Raw genomic sequence first — 13,498 nt, 5'->3', positions numbered from 1 at the left:
GGCGTGGCCGCCGGTGCGGGGGCGGGCCGCGCCGGGGCGTCGGAGGCCGGGATCGACAGGTCCAGGCGGGTCTCGATCCGTTCGACGCGCTGCAGCAGCGCCGACTCGGTGTCGCTGGCCGACGGCAGCAGCAGGCGGGCGCAGACGACCTCCAGCAGCAGCCGCGGCGCCGTCGCGCCACGCATCTCCCCCAGCCCGGCCTGCACCACCTCCGCGTAGCGGGTCAGGGTGGCCGGCCCGATGCGGACCGCCTGCTCGCGCATCCGCTCCAGCACGTCCTCGGGCGCGTCGACCACCCCGCGGCTGACCGCGTCGGGCACGGCCTGCAACACGATCAGGTCGCGGAACCGCTCCAGCAGATCGGTGGCGAAGCGCCGCGGGTCGTGGCCCGCGTCGATCACCGACTCCACCGCCCCGAACAGCGCCTGGGCGTCCGCCGCGGCCAGGGCGTCCACCGCGTCGTCGATCAGCGCGACGTCGGTGGCGCCCAGCAGGCCCAACGCCCGCTGATAGGTGACGTGGGAGTTCTCCGCGCCGGCCACCAGCTGGTCCAGCACCGACAGCGTGTCGCGCGGCGAGCCGCCGCCGGCACGGATCACCAGCGGGTACACCGCGTCGTCGACGACGACGCCCTCCTGCTCGCAGATCCGCCCGACCAGCCCCCGCATGGTCTTGGGCGGCAGCAACCGGAACGGGTAATGATGCGTGCGCGACCGGATGGTCGGCAGCACCTTCTCGGGCTCGGTGGTGGCGAAGATGAAGATCAGGTGCTCGGGCGGCTCCTCGACGATCTTGAGCAACGCGTTGAACCCGGCCGTGGTGACCATGTGCGCCTCGTCGACGATGAACACCCGGTACCGCGACTGCGCGGGCGCGTAGAACGCCCGGTCCCGCAGCTCCCGGGTGTCGTCGACGCCGCCGTGGCTGGCGGCGTCGAGCTCCACCACGTCGATGCTGCCGGGCGCGTTCGGCGCCAGCGCCTGACACGAGTCGCACACCCCGCACGGGCTGGCCGTCGGGCCCTGGGCGCAGTTCAGGGACCGGGCCAGGATGCGGGCCGAGGAGGTCTTGCCGCAGCCCCGCGGGCCGGAGAACAGGTAGGCGTGATTGATCCGGCCGGCTTCCAGCGCGATCGACAGCGGTTCGGTGACGTGCTCCTGCCCGACCACTTCGGCGAAGGTTGCCGGTCGGTACTTGCGGTAGAGAGCCACGGTGAGCAGGCTACCGGCGCGGCCCGACGACGGCCCGCCGCGCGGCGGTCGTCAGTGCACGCCCGACGCCGACGGCGCCAGCAGCCGCTCGGAGGCTGCCAGCAGCGCGCAGGTGGCCAGCCCGTCGACCGCGTCGCGCAGGTCCGGCAGTGAGGGGAACGTCGGGGCGATCCGGATGTTCTTGTCCTCGGGGTCCTTGCGGTAGGGGAACGACGCGCCCGCCTCGGTGACCGCGATCCCGGCGTCCTTGGCCAGGGCGACGGTGCGCCGGGCGGTGCCGGGCAGCACGTCGAGGCTGATGAAGTAGCCGCCCTTGGGCTCGGTCCAGGAGGCGATCTTGGAGTCGCTCAGCCGCTGCTCCAGGATCTCCGCCGCCAGCGCGAACTTGGGCGCCAGGATCTGCTGGTGGCGCAGCATGTGCAGGCGCACCCCGTCGGCGTCACGGAAAAAGCGCAGGTGCCGCAGCTGGTTGACCTTGTCGGGGCCGATCGACTTCTTGCCCGCGTACTGCAAATACCAGGCGATGTTGCCCAGCGAGCCGCCCAGGAAGCTGACGCCGGCCCCGGCGAAGGTGATCTTGGAGGTGGAGGCGAACACGTAGGGCCGGTTCGGGTTGCCGGCCTTGGCGGCCAGCCCCAGGACGTCGACCTGGCGCAGGAAGTCGTGCGTCAGCGTGTGCACGGCGTACGCGTTGTCCCAGAACAACCGGAAGTCGGGGGCCGCGGTCCGCATCTGCACCAGGCGCAGCACCGTGTCCCAGGAGTAGGTGACGCCCGTCGGGTTGCCGAACACGGGCACCGCCCACATGCCCTTGATCGCGGGATCGGCGGCGACCAGCTCCTCGATCAGCCCCACGTCGGGGCCGTCCTCGAGCATCGGCACGGCGATCATCTCGATGCCCATCGTCTCGGTGATCGCGAAGTGGCGGTCGTAGCCGGGGGCGGGGCAGAGGAACTTGACGACCGGTTCGTCCTTCCAGGGCCGCTGCGAGTCCACGCCGCCGTAGAGCATCGAGAACGCGACCAGGTCGTGCATGAGTTCCAGGCTGGAGTTGTTGCCGGCGATCAGGTTCTGCACCGGGATGCCGAGCAGCTCGCCGAAGATGGCGCGCAGCTCGGGCAGTCCGTGCAGGCCGCCGTAGTTACGGGTGTCGGTGCCCTCGCTGTCGCGGTAGGAGTCCCCGGGCAGGCTGAGCAGCTGGTTGGACAGGTCGAGCTGGGCCGGCGACGGCTTTCCGCGGGTCAGGTCGAGCGACAGCTTCTTGGCTTGCAGCTCCGCGTAGGCCTGCTCGTTGCGGGCATGTTCGGCGGCAAGCTCGGTAGCTCCGAGGGACTCCAGCGACACCATGGACCCATTCACTCCTCGACCGTGGTTGCGGGGTCAGCTCGGGCCCCAGACGATAGGGGACCCCGCGCACCCGACAGAGCCCATTGACCCTTGCTGCCTTCCGGCCCTGGGGGAGTTCACAGGATAGACGCCGCGCGGGGTCCGGCAACGAGTCTAGTACCCGGTTCCGCGCGACAGGCGAGCGACTGGCAGCAACCGACGTGGCCTCGGTTACCATGGCCCACGGAGGATTCGCCTAGTGGCCTATGGCGCTCGCCTGGAACGCGGGTTGGGTTAACAGCCCTCGCGGGTTCAAATCCCGCATCCTCCGCCAATTGGCCGGGTCGGTCACCTTTAGGCTGACCCGTGCCGATCAGCTTGAGGAGGCTTATGGGGCGCAAGGTCGCCGTCTTTTGGCACGCGTCGTTCTCGATCGCTGCCGGCTTCCTCTACTTCTTGTTCGTGCTGCCCCGCTGGCCCGAGCTGATGGGTGACACCGCGCATTCCCTGGGGACGGCGCTGCGGATCGTCACCGGTGCGGTCATCGCGCTGGCGGCGCTGCCCGTGGTGTTCACGCTGCTGCGCACCCGCAGGCCAGAGTTCGGCACCCCGCAGCTGGCGCTGACGCTGCGGGTGTGGTCGATCGTGGCCCACGTCCTGGCCGGCGTGCTGATCATCGGCACCGCGATCAGCGAGATCTGGCTCAGCCTGAACGCCGCCGGCCGCTACCTGTTCGGGATCTACGGCGCGGCCGCCGCGATCGCCGTGCTGGGCATCTTCGCCTTCTACCTCTCCTTCGTCGCGGAACTGCCGCCGCCGCCACCCAAACCGATCAAGGCGAAGAAGCCGAAGAAGCGTCGGGAGAAGAAGCGCCTGGCCGACTTAGACGAGACGGCCGACGACGAAACGGACGACGAAACGGCCGACGCCACGGACGCCGACGAGGTGGTTGCCGACGCCGCGGACGTCGACGACAGCGAGACGCCCGAGCCGGAAGCCCAGCCCGAGCCCGACACCGTCGTGGCCGACGCCGGGGCGACGCCACCCGCCGAGCCCAAGCAAGAAGCCCCCGACGAAACCCCCGAAGACCCCGAGCCGGCCGACGAGCCCGACGCGGACGTCCCGGCGCGGCTGCGCAACCGGCGCCCCACGGGCAAGGGGTCGCACCGGATGCGTCGCAGGCGCACCCGCAGCGGCGTCGCCCTCGACGAGGACTGAAACCCCTCGATCAGCCCTTGTGCCGCATCCGCGCCACGTAGTCCCCGAGCAGCCGCTGCGTGTGCTCGGCGCCCCACAGCCGGCGGACCTCGTCGTCGGTGACGCCGCGGGCGCGCAGGCGCGCCATCGTCGGCTCCCGCAGCTGGGCCTTGGTGTGCCGATACGCCTCGGCGGGGATGGCGCCGAGGTCGGCCGCCTCGGCCACCGCAGCCTCGAGCAGGTCCTCGGCGACGACGCGGTGCGCAAATCCGGCGGAGATGGCGTCGGCTCCGCGGTAGATCCGGCCGCCGAGCAGCGCGTCCTCGGCGTGCCGCCCGCACGCGTAGCGCAGCACCTCCAACGCGGCCACCGGGAAGGGCACGCCGACGCGCACCTCGGTCGCGCCGATCTGGGCGTCCGGTCCGATCAATCGCCGGTCGCAGGCGCAGGCCAGCACGCAGCCACCCGCGATGGCGGCGCCGTTGATCGCGGCCACGGTCGGGCCCTGGTAGGCGAACACGGCCTCGAAGGCCGCGGACAGCGCGGGCACCAGCCGGTCGGTGTAGTCGGCGCCGCCGTCGACCACGCGGTTCAGGTCCACCCCCGCGCTGAAGACGCGACCCGCCCCGGTGATGACGAGGGGCCCGGCGCCCGAATGCGCCAGCTCGTTCACCGATCGGGCCAGCTCTTCGAGCAGTTCGACGTCGAGGGCGTTGACGCGCCCGGCGGTCAGGGTCAGGATGCGGACGTCGCCGGAGCGTCGGGCCTCGATCATGGTCATGCCCGTCAGCTCGCCGCGACCAGGACGACGGGGATGTCGGTGTTCTCGTCGGTGTGGTAACTGGCGCACACCCGGTGGTAGCCGTCGGCGATCTGCAGGGGGACGCCCTTCGCGAAGTTGCCGCGCACCAGCAGGATCGGCGACAGCGGCTGGCCTTTCTCGATTTTGGCGAGGTCGGCGGCCACGTGGGGATTGCCGACGTCGAGCAAGCCCAGCTGGGCCGCCCGCAAGATGTCCTTGGCCTTCTTGTGCGCGACGGTTCCCGCCTTGAGCTCCTTGATCAGCTTCTTCACCGTCTTGCCGTCGGCGAGCATGGCCAGGTAGTCGGCCGCCGCCGGGAAGTCGTGATCTTCGGGCTTGCTCAGCCACTGCACGCCTGCCATCGATGATCTCCCTTTCGTGGCGCCTCGACGGCGCTTCCGCGGCGCCGATCACGACGGAGCCTACCGGCGCCGGGGGCGTTTTCGGCCGACATATTGGCCGCCGAATCCACCTATTGGGGCAGACCGAAAACCCCTATGCTGAGCGAGTGCCAAACACCTATCGCGTCGTCCAGTGGAACACCGGAAACGTCGGCAAGAGCTCGCTGAAATCGATCGTCACCAACCCCACCCTCGAGCTCGTCGGGTGCTACGCCTGGTCCCCCGCGAAGGCCGGCCGCGACGCCGGGGAGCTGGTCGGCATCGCCCCGGTCGGCGTCACGGCCACCAACGACGTCGAGGAGCTGCTGGCCCTCAAGCCGGACTGCGTGGTCTACAACCCGATGTGGATCGACGTCGACGAGCTGGTCCGCATCCTGTCCGCGGGGGTCAACGTGGTGACGACGGCGTCGTTCATCACCGGGCACAACCTCGGCGCGGGCCGCGACCGGATCCTCGAGGCGTGCGGCAAGGGCAACGCGACCATCTTCGGGTCCGGCGTCAGCCCGGGCTTCGCCGAGCTGCTGGCCATCGTGTCCGCCATGGTGTGCAACCGGATCGACAAGGTGACGGTCAACGAGGCCGCGGACACCACGTTCTACGACTCGCCGGACACCGAGAAGCCGGTGGGCTTCGGCCAGCCGATCGACAATCCGGAGCTGCCCGCGATGGCGGCCAAGGGCACGGCGATCTTCGGCGAGGCCGTCCGGCTGGTGGGTGACGCGCTGGGCGTCGAGCTCGACGAGGTGCGCTGCGTGGCCGAATTCGCCCAGACGACGGCCGATCTGGAGATGGCCTCCTGGACCATTCCGGCCGGCTGCGTCGCCGGCACCTACATCAGCTGGCAGGGGCTCGTCGGCGACACGGTCCTGATCGACCTCAACGTGCGCTGGCGCAAGGGACAGACGCTCGAGCCCGACTGGAAGATCGACCAGGACGGCTGGGTCATCCAGATCGACGGGCAGCCCACGGTCACGACAAAAGTCGGCTTCCTGCCGCCGCCCTACTTCGAGGCGACCACGCTCGAGGAGTTCATGGACCTCGGTCACATCATGACCGCGGTGCCCGCGCTCAACGCGATCCCGGCAGTCGTCGCCGCGCCGCCCGGCATCGCGACCTACGCCGACCTGCCGCTCACCCTCCCGCGGGGGAATGCCCACGTCAGCCGAGCCCGCTGAACGGCGCTCAGGGCGGGCCGTCCGCCGGCGGCTCGTCCGGGCCGGGCGGCCGCTGGGGCGGCGACTCCCCCAGGTACCGGCGCAACCGCAGCAGCTGATTGACCACCATGCCGATGCCCACCAGCATCAGCGCCGCCACTATCACCACCACGACCGCGGTGCTCACACCGTCCATGATGACAGGACCATGGGTTTGGGCGGCTCCCGTCGCCGGGTAGATACCCCGGCATGAGTGCCGAAGACAAGCTGAAGAACAAGATCGAAGACCTCGGCGGCCGGGCCAAGGAGGCCATCGGTAAGGCCACCGGCGACCACGAGACCAGGGACGAGGGCCGGGCGGACCAGGCGAAGTCCAGCCTCAAGGACGCCGGCGAGAAGGTAAAGGACGCCTTCAAGAAGTAATGGGAACCGTCAAGACGGGGCGCCGGTTGCTGGCGTCCGGTGCCCTCGCGCTCGGACTGGCCGGCACGCTGGTGGCCAGCGTGCCGCCGGCGTCCGCGGACCCGTGCCCGGACGTCGAGGTGGTGTTCGCCCGCGGTTCGGGTGAGCCCACGGGCGTCGGCGGAATCGGCCAGTCGTTCGTCGACGCGCTGCACAACCGCGTCGGCGGCAGGACCTACGCGGTCTACCCGGTGAACTACCTGGCCAGCACCGACTTCGCCAACAGCAACTTCCCGTCGACGGTCATCGACGGCATCCGCGACGCCAGCTCCCACATCGAGGCGACGGCGGCCAATTGTCCCAACACCCGCGAGGTGCTCGGCGGCTATTCGCAAGGCGCCGCCGTGCTGGGCTACGTCACGGCCGCGACCGTGCCGCCGGGCGTGCCCGCGTCGGCGGTGCCCCCGCCGATGCCCCCGGAGGTGGCCCGGCATGTCGCCGCGGTCACCCTGTTCGGCACCCCGTCGGGTCAGTTCCTGGACAAGTACCACGCGCCCCCTCTCGTCATCGGGCCGTCGTATCAGCCCAAGACCCTCGAGCTGTGCGCCCAGGGCGACCCGATCTGCGGCAGCGGGGACGGCAGCGACCCGGCGGCGCACGTCTCCTACGGCCTGAACGGCATGACGAACCAAGCCGCGGACTTTGCCGCGAGCCACCTGTAGGCGCCGCGGACCCGGATAGCAGAATCACACCATGCGCGTTCTGATCACGGGCGGTACCGGATTCGTCGGCGGCTGGACGGCCAAGGCCATCGAGGACGCCGGTCACACCGTCCGGTTCCTCGTCCGCAATCCCAAGAAGCTCGACACCACCGTCGGCACCCTAGGGGTGGACGTCTCGGACTTCGCCGTCGCCGACATCACCGACCGGATGGCGGTGCGCGACGCGCTGCAGGGCTGCGACGCCGTCGTGCACAGCGCCGCGCTGGTCGCCACCGACCCGCGGCAGACCGCCGACATGCTGGCCACCAACATGCAGGGCGCGCAGAACGTCCTGGGCCAGGCCGTCGAGCTCGGGCTGGACCCGATCGTGCACGTCTCGAGCTTCACCGCGTTGTTCCATCCGGGCCTCGAGACCATGACGGCGGATTTGCCGGTCACCGGCGGGGCGGACGGCTACGGGACGTCGAAGGCCCAGGTGGAGATCTACGCCCGCGGGCTGCAGGACGCGGGCGCGCCGGTCAACATCACCTATCCGGGGATGGTGATCGGGCCGCCCGTCGGGGACCAGTTCGGCGAGGCCGGCGAGGGTGTGCGGGCCGCAGTGCAGATGCACGCGATCCCGGGGCGCAGCGCCGGGTGGCTGGTGGTCGACGTGCGCGACCTGGCCGCCCTGCACGCGGCGCTGCTGGAGCCCGGCCGCGGGCCGCGCCGCTACACCGCCGGCGGCCACCGGGTGTCCGCCGGTGAGCTGGCGAACATCCTCGGCCAGGTGGCGGGGACGCCCATGCTGGCGGTGCCGATCCCGGACACCGCGCTGCGCGTCGCCGGGGCGGTGCTGGATCGGGCGGGCCGGTTCCTGCCGTTCGAGACCCCGATCACCTGGGCCGGCATGCAGTACTACACGCAGATGCCCGCCTCCGACGATTCGCCCAGCGAGCGGGAACTCGGCATCACCTACCGGGACCCGCAGCAGACCATGGCCGACACGTTCCAGGCCATTCGCGCGCAGGACGCCGAGTAGGCGTCAGGCGGGCCGGATCTCCAGGCCGACGTGCACCTTATCGATGCCGCCGCGCACGATCGAGTGGGCGTAGAACCACCAGGCGTGATACCAGTACCGCTTGAGCACGGCGTTGTAGACCCGCCGGGTCTCCGACTTCGGCAGCACCCGCGCGACGCCTTCGACCTCGTCGCTCTTGGGCTTGCCCAGCGCGGCGCTCTTGGCGAGGGTCACCCGCGGGGTGTTCTTGATCCGCTTGGTCTTCCACGAGCCGTCGTCGGTGATGACCAGGAGCTTGTCGCCGTCGGGCACCCCCCAGATGGGCGTGGGCTTGGGCCGGCCGTCCTTGGTGAAGGTCGTCAACAGCAGGTACTTGGACTTGATGACGTCCGCGAAGGTGATGGCCACGGTCGGTCCTTATCTGTCTGGGTTGCCAGGACCATTTCCCAATAGTTCACATTTTTAATCATTCAGTTCCGCGGCGTCGATCAGCGCGGCGGCGGCCGCCCGGGCGTGCACGGCGGGCGCGGTGTCGTTGAGCGAGGTCGCCAGCGCGGCCGCGCCCTCGAACAGCACGGCGAGCTGCTGGCCGAGCAGATGCGGGTCCGCCGCGCCGGCGTCCTGCGCGACCGCGATCAGCCGGCGGATGAAGTCTCGCTTGTGCGCCCTGACGATCCCGTCGGTGCTGGCCAGCGCCCCGGCCGATTCCACCGCCGCGTTGTGGAACGGGCAGCCGCGCACGACGTCGCCACGGCCCACGTCGAAGATCGCCAGGAGCCGTTCGCGGGGGGACAGCGTGTTGTCGTCGAGGCAGCGCTCGAGCGGCGAGCCACCGCGGTCATCGATGGCGCGCAGGTAGTGGTCCACCAGGTCGTTCTTGGTGGCGAAGTGCTGGTAGAGCGTGCGCTTGGACACGCTGGCCTCGCGGGCGATCAATTCGACGCCGGTCGCGTGAATTCCGTTGCGGTAGAACAGCCGCGCCGCGGCCCGCTCGATGCGCTCCCGCGCGCCCCGCCCGGGCCGGGTCTGCGCGCCGCCGACGTCGCTCATCGCTTCATGCTACACCGTTCGGTTTACAACTCCGGGCGCTGCGATTAGGGTGAGGCCAACCAAGTAAACCGATCAGTTTCATTCGAGAGGAAGCGGATGCGCAGTTCCCCCGAGGCGCGGCCCGGCACCCAAGACGGCTGGGGTGAGCAACAGTCACGGCTGCTGACCTGGCACGACCCGATCACCACCCAGGCCAGCGTCGCGTCGATGTCCGGCCTGTCCTACTGGCGCGCCGTCGCCGACGGCCAGCTGCCGCCCCCGCCGATCGGTGAGCTGATCCGGATGCGGGTCACCGACGTGGAACACGGCCGCATCGCGTTCAGCTGCGAGCCCGACGCGTCGATGTACAACCCGCTGGGAATGGTGCACGGCGGCGTGGTGTGCACTCTGCTCGACACGGTCACGGGCTGCGCGGTGCACACCACCTTGCCCGAGGGGGTCGCCTACACCTCGGTCGAAATCAAGGTCAACTACCTCAAGGCCGTGACCGTGGCGAGCGCTCCCCTGACCGCGGTGGGCACGGTCATCAAAGCCGGGTCGCGCATCGGGTTCGCCGAGGCCACCGCCAGCGACGCGGCCGGGAACCTGGTCGCCACCGCCACCAGCACCCTGTTGATCTTCCAGGCGCCCGGCCGGCAGAACGGGTCCCGATGACCGCCCCGATCCTGGTGATCGGCGCGACCGGCCGGCACGGCGGCACCGGCGCGACCGTCGTCGACCAGTTGCTGCGCCGCGGGCATCCGGTGCGCGCCCTGGTGCGGACCGACGACGAACGCGCCGCCGAGCTGCGCCGGCGCGGCGCCGTGACGGTGCTCGGCGACCTACACGACCGGGCGTCGCTGGTCCCGGCGGCGGCGGACGTGGCCGCCGTCTACTTCACCTACCCCGTTGCGGCCGGCGCGGTTTCGGCCGCCGCGAATCTCGCGTCGGCGCTGCGCGCCGCCGCGCCCGGCGCGCACCTGGTCGTGATGTCGATGGTGGTGTCCTCGGTTGAGAGCCCCAGCAAGCTGGGGCAGGCGCAGGCCGTCGCCGAGGAGGTGTTCGCCTGGGCCGGCCTTGATCCGACCGTGCTGCGGTTCGCCGGACTCTTCCACGAGAACGTCCTGCTGTTGCACGGGGCGACGATCCGGTCGGACCGCTTGATCGCCAACAGTTTTGGTGACGGTCCGGCGCCGTGGATCGGCGGCCAGGACGCCGCCGAGATCACCGTGGCGCACCTGCTCAGCCCGCGGCCGCCCGCCCCGGCCATCAGTTACCCGCCACCGGCCGAGGTGATCACCCACGCGCAGATCGCCCGTGTCATCGCCGAGCACACCGGGCGCGACGTCCGCTACCAGCCGCTGTCGGCCGCGGCGTGGCGCGCTGAACTCGAGCGCGCCGCCGAGTCAGACCCGGCCTCGCCCATCAACGCCGCCATGGCTCAACACATTTCAACGTTGGGCGCCGCGCTGTCGCAACGTTGCGAACCGATGGTCGCACCCGATCCGGACGCGCTGGCCGGCGTGCTCGGCCGGCCGCCGACCCCCTTCGCGGATTTCGTCAAGCGAAACCTGCACCGCTTCCTGCCGTCATCCAGCACGACCTGACACCGTCAACAAAGGAGCACACCATGTCATCGGTATTCATCACCGGAGCCAGCCGCGGCATCGGCCGGGCGCTGGCCACCGAATTCGGGCGCCGCGGGCACCGCGTGGTCGCCACCGCCCGCGACCCGCGCACGCTCGCCGACCTCGACGTCGACGCGCGCCTCGCGCTCGACGTCACCGACGACGCCAGCGTCACCGCCGCCGTCGCGGCCGCCGGCGACGTCGACATCCTCATCTCCAACGCAGGCTTGATCTTCTATGCCGCCGTCGAGGCCACCCCGCTGCCGGAGTTGCAACGCCTGCTCAACCTCAACGCCGTCGGCGCGATCCGGGTGGCCCAGGCGGTGTTGCCGGGGATGCGGGCCCGCGGCGGCGGCAAGCTGCTGTTCATGTCCAGCGTGATGGGGCGCCTGGTGTTGCCGCCGGGGGCCGCCTACGCCGCGACGAAGTGGGCGCTGGAGGCGCTGGTCGAGGCGTTGGCCATCGAGGTGGCGCCCCATGGCGTGCAGGCCGCCCTGCTGGAACCCGGCGCGGTGAGCTCCGGGGCGCTCGACGACGTGACCACCTACACCCTGCCCGACGACCCCTACGCCGCGATCCTGCGCAACGGCGGGCCCCGCGCGGGCCTGATGACCCCACAGCGGGTCGCGACCGAGGTGGCCGACGCCGCCGAGCGGCCGGACCTGCCGTTGCGCATCCCGGTCGGCGACGCCGCGCGGGCGGTGCTGGCCGCTCGCCGCGCGGCTCCCGACGATGCGCCCTTCGACGCGGCGGCCGCCGCGGGCGAATCGGCGGCCTGATCACGGTCCTGACCGGCACCGATCGGGACGGCTCGCAGCGGGCGCAGCGGATCCGTGAAGTTTTGTCTCGAGGGTGTGAAAGCTTCGTTAAGAACGTGGCCGATCCTTCGGCCGGCCCGCACCGTAGAGGGATGACGCTCTTCGAGCTCCTCCCCTCGCTGCGGCACGGGTTGAACCCGCACCTCGACCGCGCGATCTGGCCGTTGAGCTCCTATGTCGACGACGCGGGCCGGCTGTGCGTCGGCGGGGTGGCGACGCCCGAGATCGCCGCCCAAAGCGGCACGCCCTGCTACGTCGTCGACGAAGAGGACTTTCGCGCCCGCATCCGCTGCTACCGCGCCACGCTTCCCGACGTCGAACTGCTGTACGCGGGCACGGCGCTGCTCAGCGTCGACGTGGCCCGCTGGGCCGTCGCCGAGGGCGCCGGGGTCGACGTGTGCTCGGGCGGCGAGCTGGCGATCGCCCTGGCCGCCGGCGTCTCGCCATCGAGGATCATCCTGCACGGCAACGCCAAGACGCCGGGCGAACTGCACGACGCGGTGGCGGCCGGGGTGGGGCGCATCGTCATCGACTCGCCGAACGAGATCGCCCTGCTGGCCGGGTGGCGGCGCCGGCAGAAGGTGCTGGTGCAGGTTATCGCGGACGTCGGCGCCGCGGCGCCCGAGCAGAAGTTCGGCTTCACCCTGGCCGGCGGTCAGGCGACGGCCACGGTCAAGCGCGTCGCCGACCAGCGGTGGCTGCAGCCGGTCGGGCTGCACTGCCAGCTCGGCTCGCAGCTCACCGACGCCGCGCCGTACGGCGCCGCGATCCGGCAGATGGTCGCCACGATGGCCGCGGTGCGCGACCGCCACCAGATCGTGCTAACCGAGCTCAGCCTCGGCGGCGGCCACGCCGTGCCGTACCTGTCCGGCGACCCGGAGTTCAACCTGCGCGAGCTGGGCGCCGTCATCGACGCCGCGCTGGGCGACGCCTGCGCCGACCACGACTATCCCCGGCCGAGGGTGGTCATCGAGCCGGGGCGGGCGATCGCGGCGCGAGCCGGGATCACCCTGTGCCGGGTGGTGACGGTCAAGCGGGGCCCGGGCGGGCGGACCTTCGTCGCGGTCGACGGCGGCGGGATCGATCACCCGCGCGAGGCCGTGCAACACACGAAATACACCGTCGCGCTGGCGAATCGTCATCAGCCTTCGGCGACCGCTCAGGTCACGGTCGTGTGCCGCGACTGCGGCGCCGACGACGAGATCGCGCGCGACGTCCAGTTGCCCGCCGACATCCGTCCGGGCGATCTCCTGGCGATCGCGTGCACCGGCGCCTATCACCACTCGGTGGGATCGAGCCGCAATATGGTCGGTCGACCGCCGCTCGTCGGGGTGTCCGGCGGGCGGTCCCGCGAATTGGTGCGCCGAGAGACCATCAGCGACCTCCTGGCCCGCGACAGCGGCTGGCCGGGATCGGGTGGTGACTGATGGTGTCGCTGGGCGCCGTCCGCGACGCGGCGAGCCGCGGCGCAACCACGCTGCGATTGGACGCGCCCACCCGGGCCTGGGGCGGCGCGGCGTCGCTGCGCGTCACCTCCGCGTACGCGGTCCTGCTGATCGCGGTCTACGCGGGCCTGAACGCCCTGGGTCCGCACGCGCGCCACGTCGCCGTCAGCCGCATGAGCACCAACCTGCACAATCTGGCGCGCGGGCATCTGGGCACCCTGATCGGCAGCGCGTTCGTCGACGACGGCGGTGAGCTGTGCCTGTGGCTGCCGGGGCTGGTATGCCTGCTCGCCCTGGGGGAAATGCTCTGGCGCAGCATGGGTTTGCTGATCACCTTCGCGGTCGGCCACATCGGTGCCACGT

Annotated in this window: 16 protein-coding genes, 1 tRNA gene, 1 other RNA gene and 1 pseudogene; 11 read left to right on the top strand and 8 right to left on the bottom strand. The window is 71.0% G+C overall.

Features of this window, described 5'->3' with window-relative positions:
- From A5714_RS04665 to ffs, 3 genes are all read right to left on the bottom strand, one after another.
- Nucleotides 1–1,211: DNA polymerase III subunits gamma/tau (locus tag A5714_RS04665; RefSeq protein ID WP_156747171.1), on the bottom strand; the 1,211-nt coding region annotated here is incomplete at its 3' end.
- Nucleotides 1,212–1,262: 51 nt separating this feature from the next.
- On the bottom strand, nt 1,263–2,558 hold the full coding sequence (locus A5714_RS04660; RefSeq protein ID WP_068071433.1) for an aminotransferase class I/II-fold pyridoxal phosphate-dependent enzyme: 1,296 nt from the start codon (nt 2,556–2,558) through the stop codon (nt 1,263–1,265).
- 50 nt (nt 2,559–2,608) lie between these two features.
- Nucleotides 2,609–2,705, bottom strand: an RNA gene (ffs, locus tag A5714_RS04655) — signal recognition particle sRNA small type.
- A gap of 77 nt (nt 2,706–2,782) precedes the next feature.
- Here ffs and A5714_RS04650 point away from each other — a divergent pair.
- A tRNA-Ser gene (locus A5714_RS04650) sits at nt 2,783–2,871 on the top strand.
- Nucleotides 2,872–2,927: 56 nt separating this feature from the next.
- Complete coding sequence (locus tag A5714_RS04645; protein ID WP_068283210.1) at nt 2,928–3,755, top strand: hypothetical protein; 828 nt, start codon at nt 2,928–2,930, stop codon at nt 3,753–3,755.
- Nucleotides 3,756–3,765: 10 nt separating this feature from the next.
- On the opposite strand, the gene A5714_RS04640 is transcribed toward A5714_RS04645, so the two are convergent.
- On the bottom strand, nt 3,766–4,515 hold the full coding sequence (locus A5714_RS04640) for an enoyl-CoA hydratase/isomerase family protein (RefSeq protein WP_068071429.1): 750 nt from the start codon (nt 4,513–4,515) through the stop codon (nt 3,766–3,768).
- A 5-nt stretch (nt 4,516–4,520) separates the two neighbouring features.
- Entirely contained in the window at nt 4,521–4,898 is a 378-nt protein-coding gene (locus A5714_RS04635; RefSeq protein WP_068283207.1) for a hypothetical protein, read from the bottom strand.
- 146 nt (nt 4,899–5,044) lie between these two features.
- Here A5714_RS04635 and A5714_RS04630 point away from each other — a divergent pair, with 146 nt between their 5' ends.
- The gene (locus tag A5714_RS04630; RefSeq protein WP_068071425.1) at nt 5,045–6,112 is read left to right on the top strand and encodes a dihydrodipicolinate reductase; all 1,068 of its coding nucleotides are present in this window, start codon (nt 5,045–5,047) and stop codon (nt 6,110–6,112) included.
- Nucleotides 6,113–6,119: 7 nt separating this feature from the next.
- Here the strand turns inward: A5714_RS04630 and A5714_RS26480 are convergent, their stop codons facing one another.
- Nucleotides 6,120–6,278 carry a hypothetical protein gene (locus tag A5714_RS26480; RefSeq protein ID WP_197502870.1) on the bottom strand — a complete coding sequence of 53 codons (159 nt, stop codon included), beginning with the start codon at nt 6,276–6,278 and terminating at the stop codon, nt 6,120–6,122.
- Between the two features lie 62 nt (nt 6,279–6,340).
- On the opposite strand from A5714_RS26480, the gene A5714_RS04625 reads away from it, so the two are divergent.
- From A5714_RS04625 to A5714_RS04615, 3 genes are read left to right on the top strand one after another with little or no spacing between them, the layout of a single operon-like run.
- Nucleotides 6,341–6,514, top strand: a complete 174-nt coding sequence (locus A5714_RS04625) for a CsbD family protein (protein WP_068071423.1) — start codon at nt 6,341–6,343, stop codon at nt 6,512–6,514.
- Entirely contained in the window at nt 6,514–7,215 is a 702-nt protein-coding gene (locus A5714_RS04620; protein WP_082959564.1) for a cutinase family protein, read from the top strand. Before A5714_RS04625 ends, A5714_RS04620 begins: the two co-directional genes overlap by 1 nt.
- Nucleotides 7,216–7,246: 31 nt before the next feature.
- Nucleotides 7,247–8,236, top strand: a complete 990-nt coding sequence (locus tag A5714_RS04615; protein ID WP_068283205.1) for an NAD-dependent epimerase/dehydratase family protein — start codon at nt 7,247–7,249, stop codon at nt 8,234–8,236.
- A gap of 3 nt (nt 8,237–8,239) precedes the next feature.
- On the opposite strand, the gene A5714_RS04610 is transcribed toward A5714_RS04615, so the two are convergent.
- Both A5714_RS04610 and A5714_RS04605 read right to left on the bottom strand, forming a co-directional pair.
- Nucleotides 8,240–8,623: a PPOX class F420-dependent oxidoreductase gene (locus A5714_RS04610; RefSeq protein ID WP_068071419.1), complete on the bottom strand. Its 384-nt coding sequence runs from the start codon at nt 8,621–8,623 to the stop codon at nt 8,240–8,242.
- 54 nt (nt 8,624–8,677) lie between these two features.
- A complete protein-coding gene (locus tag A5714_RS04605) occupies nt 8,678–9,265 on the bottom strand; it encodes a TetR/AcrR family transcriptional regulator (protein WP_068283203.1) in 588 nt (195 codons plus the stop codon).
- A gap of 96 nt (nt 9,266–9,361) precedes the next feature.
- On the opposite strand from A5714_RS04605, the gene A5714_RS04600 reads away from it, so the two are divergent.
- The 5 genes and pseudogenes from A5714_RS04600 to A5714_RS04580 form a co-directional block, all read left to right on the top strand.
- Nucleotides 9,362–9,919 (top strand): PaaI family thioesterase, encoded by a 558-nt coding sequence (locus A5714_RS04600; RefSeq protein WP_068283201.1) that lies wholly within the window; start codon nt 9,362–9,364, stop codon nt 9,917–9,919.
- The gene (locus A5714_RS04595; protein WP_068283198.1) at nt 9,916–10,851 is read left to right on the top strand and encodes an NmrA family NAD(P)-binding protein; all 936 of its coding nucleotides are present in this window, start codon (nt 9,916–9,918) and stop codon (nt 10,849–10,851) included. Before A5714_RS04600 ends, A5714_RS04595 begins: the two co-directional genes overlap by 4 nt.
- 23 nt (nt 10,852–10,874) lie before the next feature.
- Entirely contained in the window at nt 10,875–11,651 is a 777-nt protein-coding gene (locus tag A5714_RS04590) for an SDR family NAD(P)-dependent oxidoreductase (RefSeq protein ID WP_068283195.1), read from the top strand.
- Nucleotides 11,652–11,782: 131 nt separating this feature from the next.
- Nucleotides 11,783–13,117 (top strand): diaminopimelate decarboxylase, encoded by a 1,335-nt coding sequence (gene lysA, locus A5714_RS04585; protein ID WP_068283192.1) that lies wholly within the window; start codon nt 11,783–11,785, stop codon nt 13,115–13,117.
- A pseudogene (locus A5714_RS04580) lies at nt 13,117–13,498 on the top strand (hypothetical protein); the annotation flags it as partial. The gene lysA and the pseudogene A5714_RS04580, both read left to right, overlap by 1 nt.

It is taken from the genome of Mycobacterium sp. E2462, assembly GCF_001672685.1.
GTDB lineage: Bacteria > Actinomycetota > Actinomycetes > Mycobacteriales > Mycobacteriaceae > Mycobacterium.
Note: the sequence above shows the minus strand (reverse complement) of the source record. Positions and strands in the feature narration are given on the sequence as shown.

What these genes read in the sequence shown, in the direction of transcription:
- A5714_RS04645 (WP_068283210.1), top strand. Translation starts at nt 2,928, where the DNA reads ATGGGGCGCAAGGTCGCCGTCTTTTGGCACGCGTCGTTCTCGATCGCT.
- A5714_RS04595 (WP_068283198.1), top strand. Translation starts at nt 9,916, where the DNA reads ATGACCGCCCCGATCCTGGTGATCGGCGCGACCGGCCGGCACGGCGGC.
- lysA (WP_068283192.1), top strand. Translation starts at nt 11,783, where the DNA reads ATGACGCTCTTCGAGCTCCTCCCCTCGCTGCGGCACGGGTTGAACCCG.
- A5714_RS04620 (WP_082959564.1), top strand. Translation starts at nt 6,514, where the DNA reads ATGGGAACCGTCAAGACGGGGCGCCGGTTGCTGGCGTCCGGTGCCCTC.
- A5714_RS04640 (WP_068071429.1), bottom strand. Translation starts at nt 4,515, where the DNA reads ATGACCATGATCGAGGCCCGACGCTCCGGCGACGTCCGCATCCTGACC.
- A5714_RS04605 (WP_068283203.1), bottom strand. Translation starts at nt 9,265, where the DNA reads ATGAGCGACGTCGGCGGCGCGCAGACCCGGCCCGGGCGGGGCGCGCGG.
- A5714_RS04590 (WP_068283195.1), top strand. Translation starts at nt 10,875, where the DNA reads ATGTCATCGGTATTCATCACCGGAGCCAGCCGCGGCATCGGCCGGGCG.
- A5714_RS04600 (WP_068283201.1), top strand. Translation starts at nt 9,362, where the DNA reads ATGCGCAGTTCCCCCGAGGCGCGGCCCGGCACCCAAGACGGCTGGGGT.
- A5714_RS04635 (WP_068283207.1), bottom strand. Translation starts at nt 4,898, where the DNA reads ATGGCAGGCGTGCAGTGGCTGAGCAAGCCCGAAGATCACGACTTCCCG.
- A5714_RS04625 (WP_068071423.1), top strand. Translation starts at nt 6,341, where the DNA reads ATGAGTGCCGAAGACAAGCTGAAGAACAAGATCGAAGACCTCGGCGGC.
- A5714_RS04660 (WP_068071433.1), bottom strand. Translation starts at nt 2,558, where the DNA reads ATGGTGTCGCTGGAGTCCCTCGGAGCTACCGAGCTTGCCGCCGAACAT.
- A5714_RS04615 (WP_068283205.1), top strand. Translation starts at nt 7,247, where the DNA reads ATGCGCGTTCTGATCACGGGCGGTACCGGATTCGTCGGCGGCTGGACG.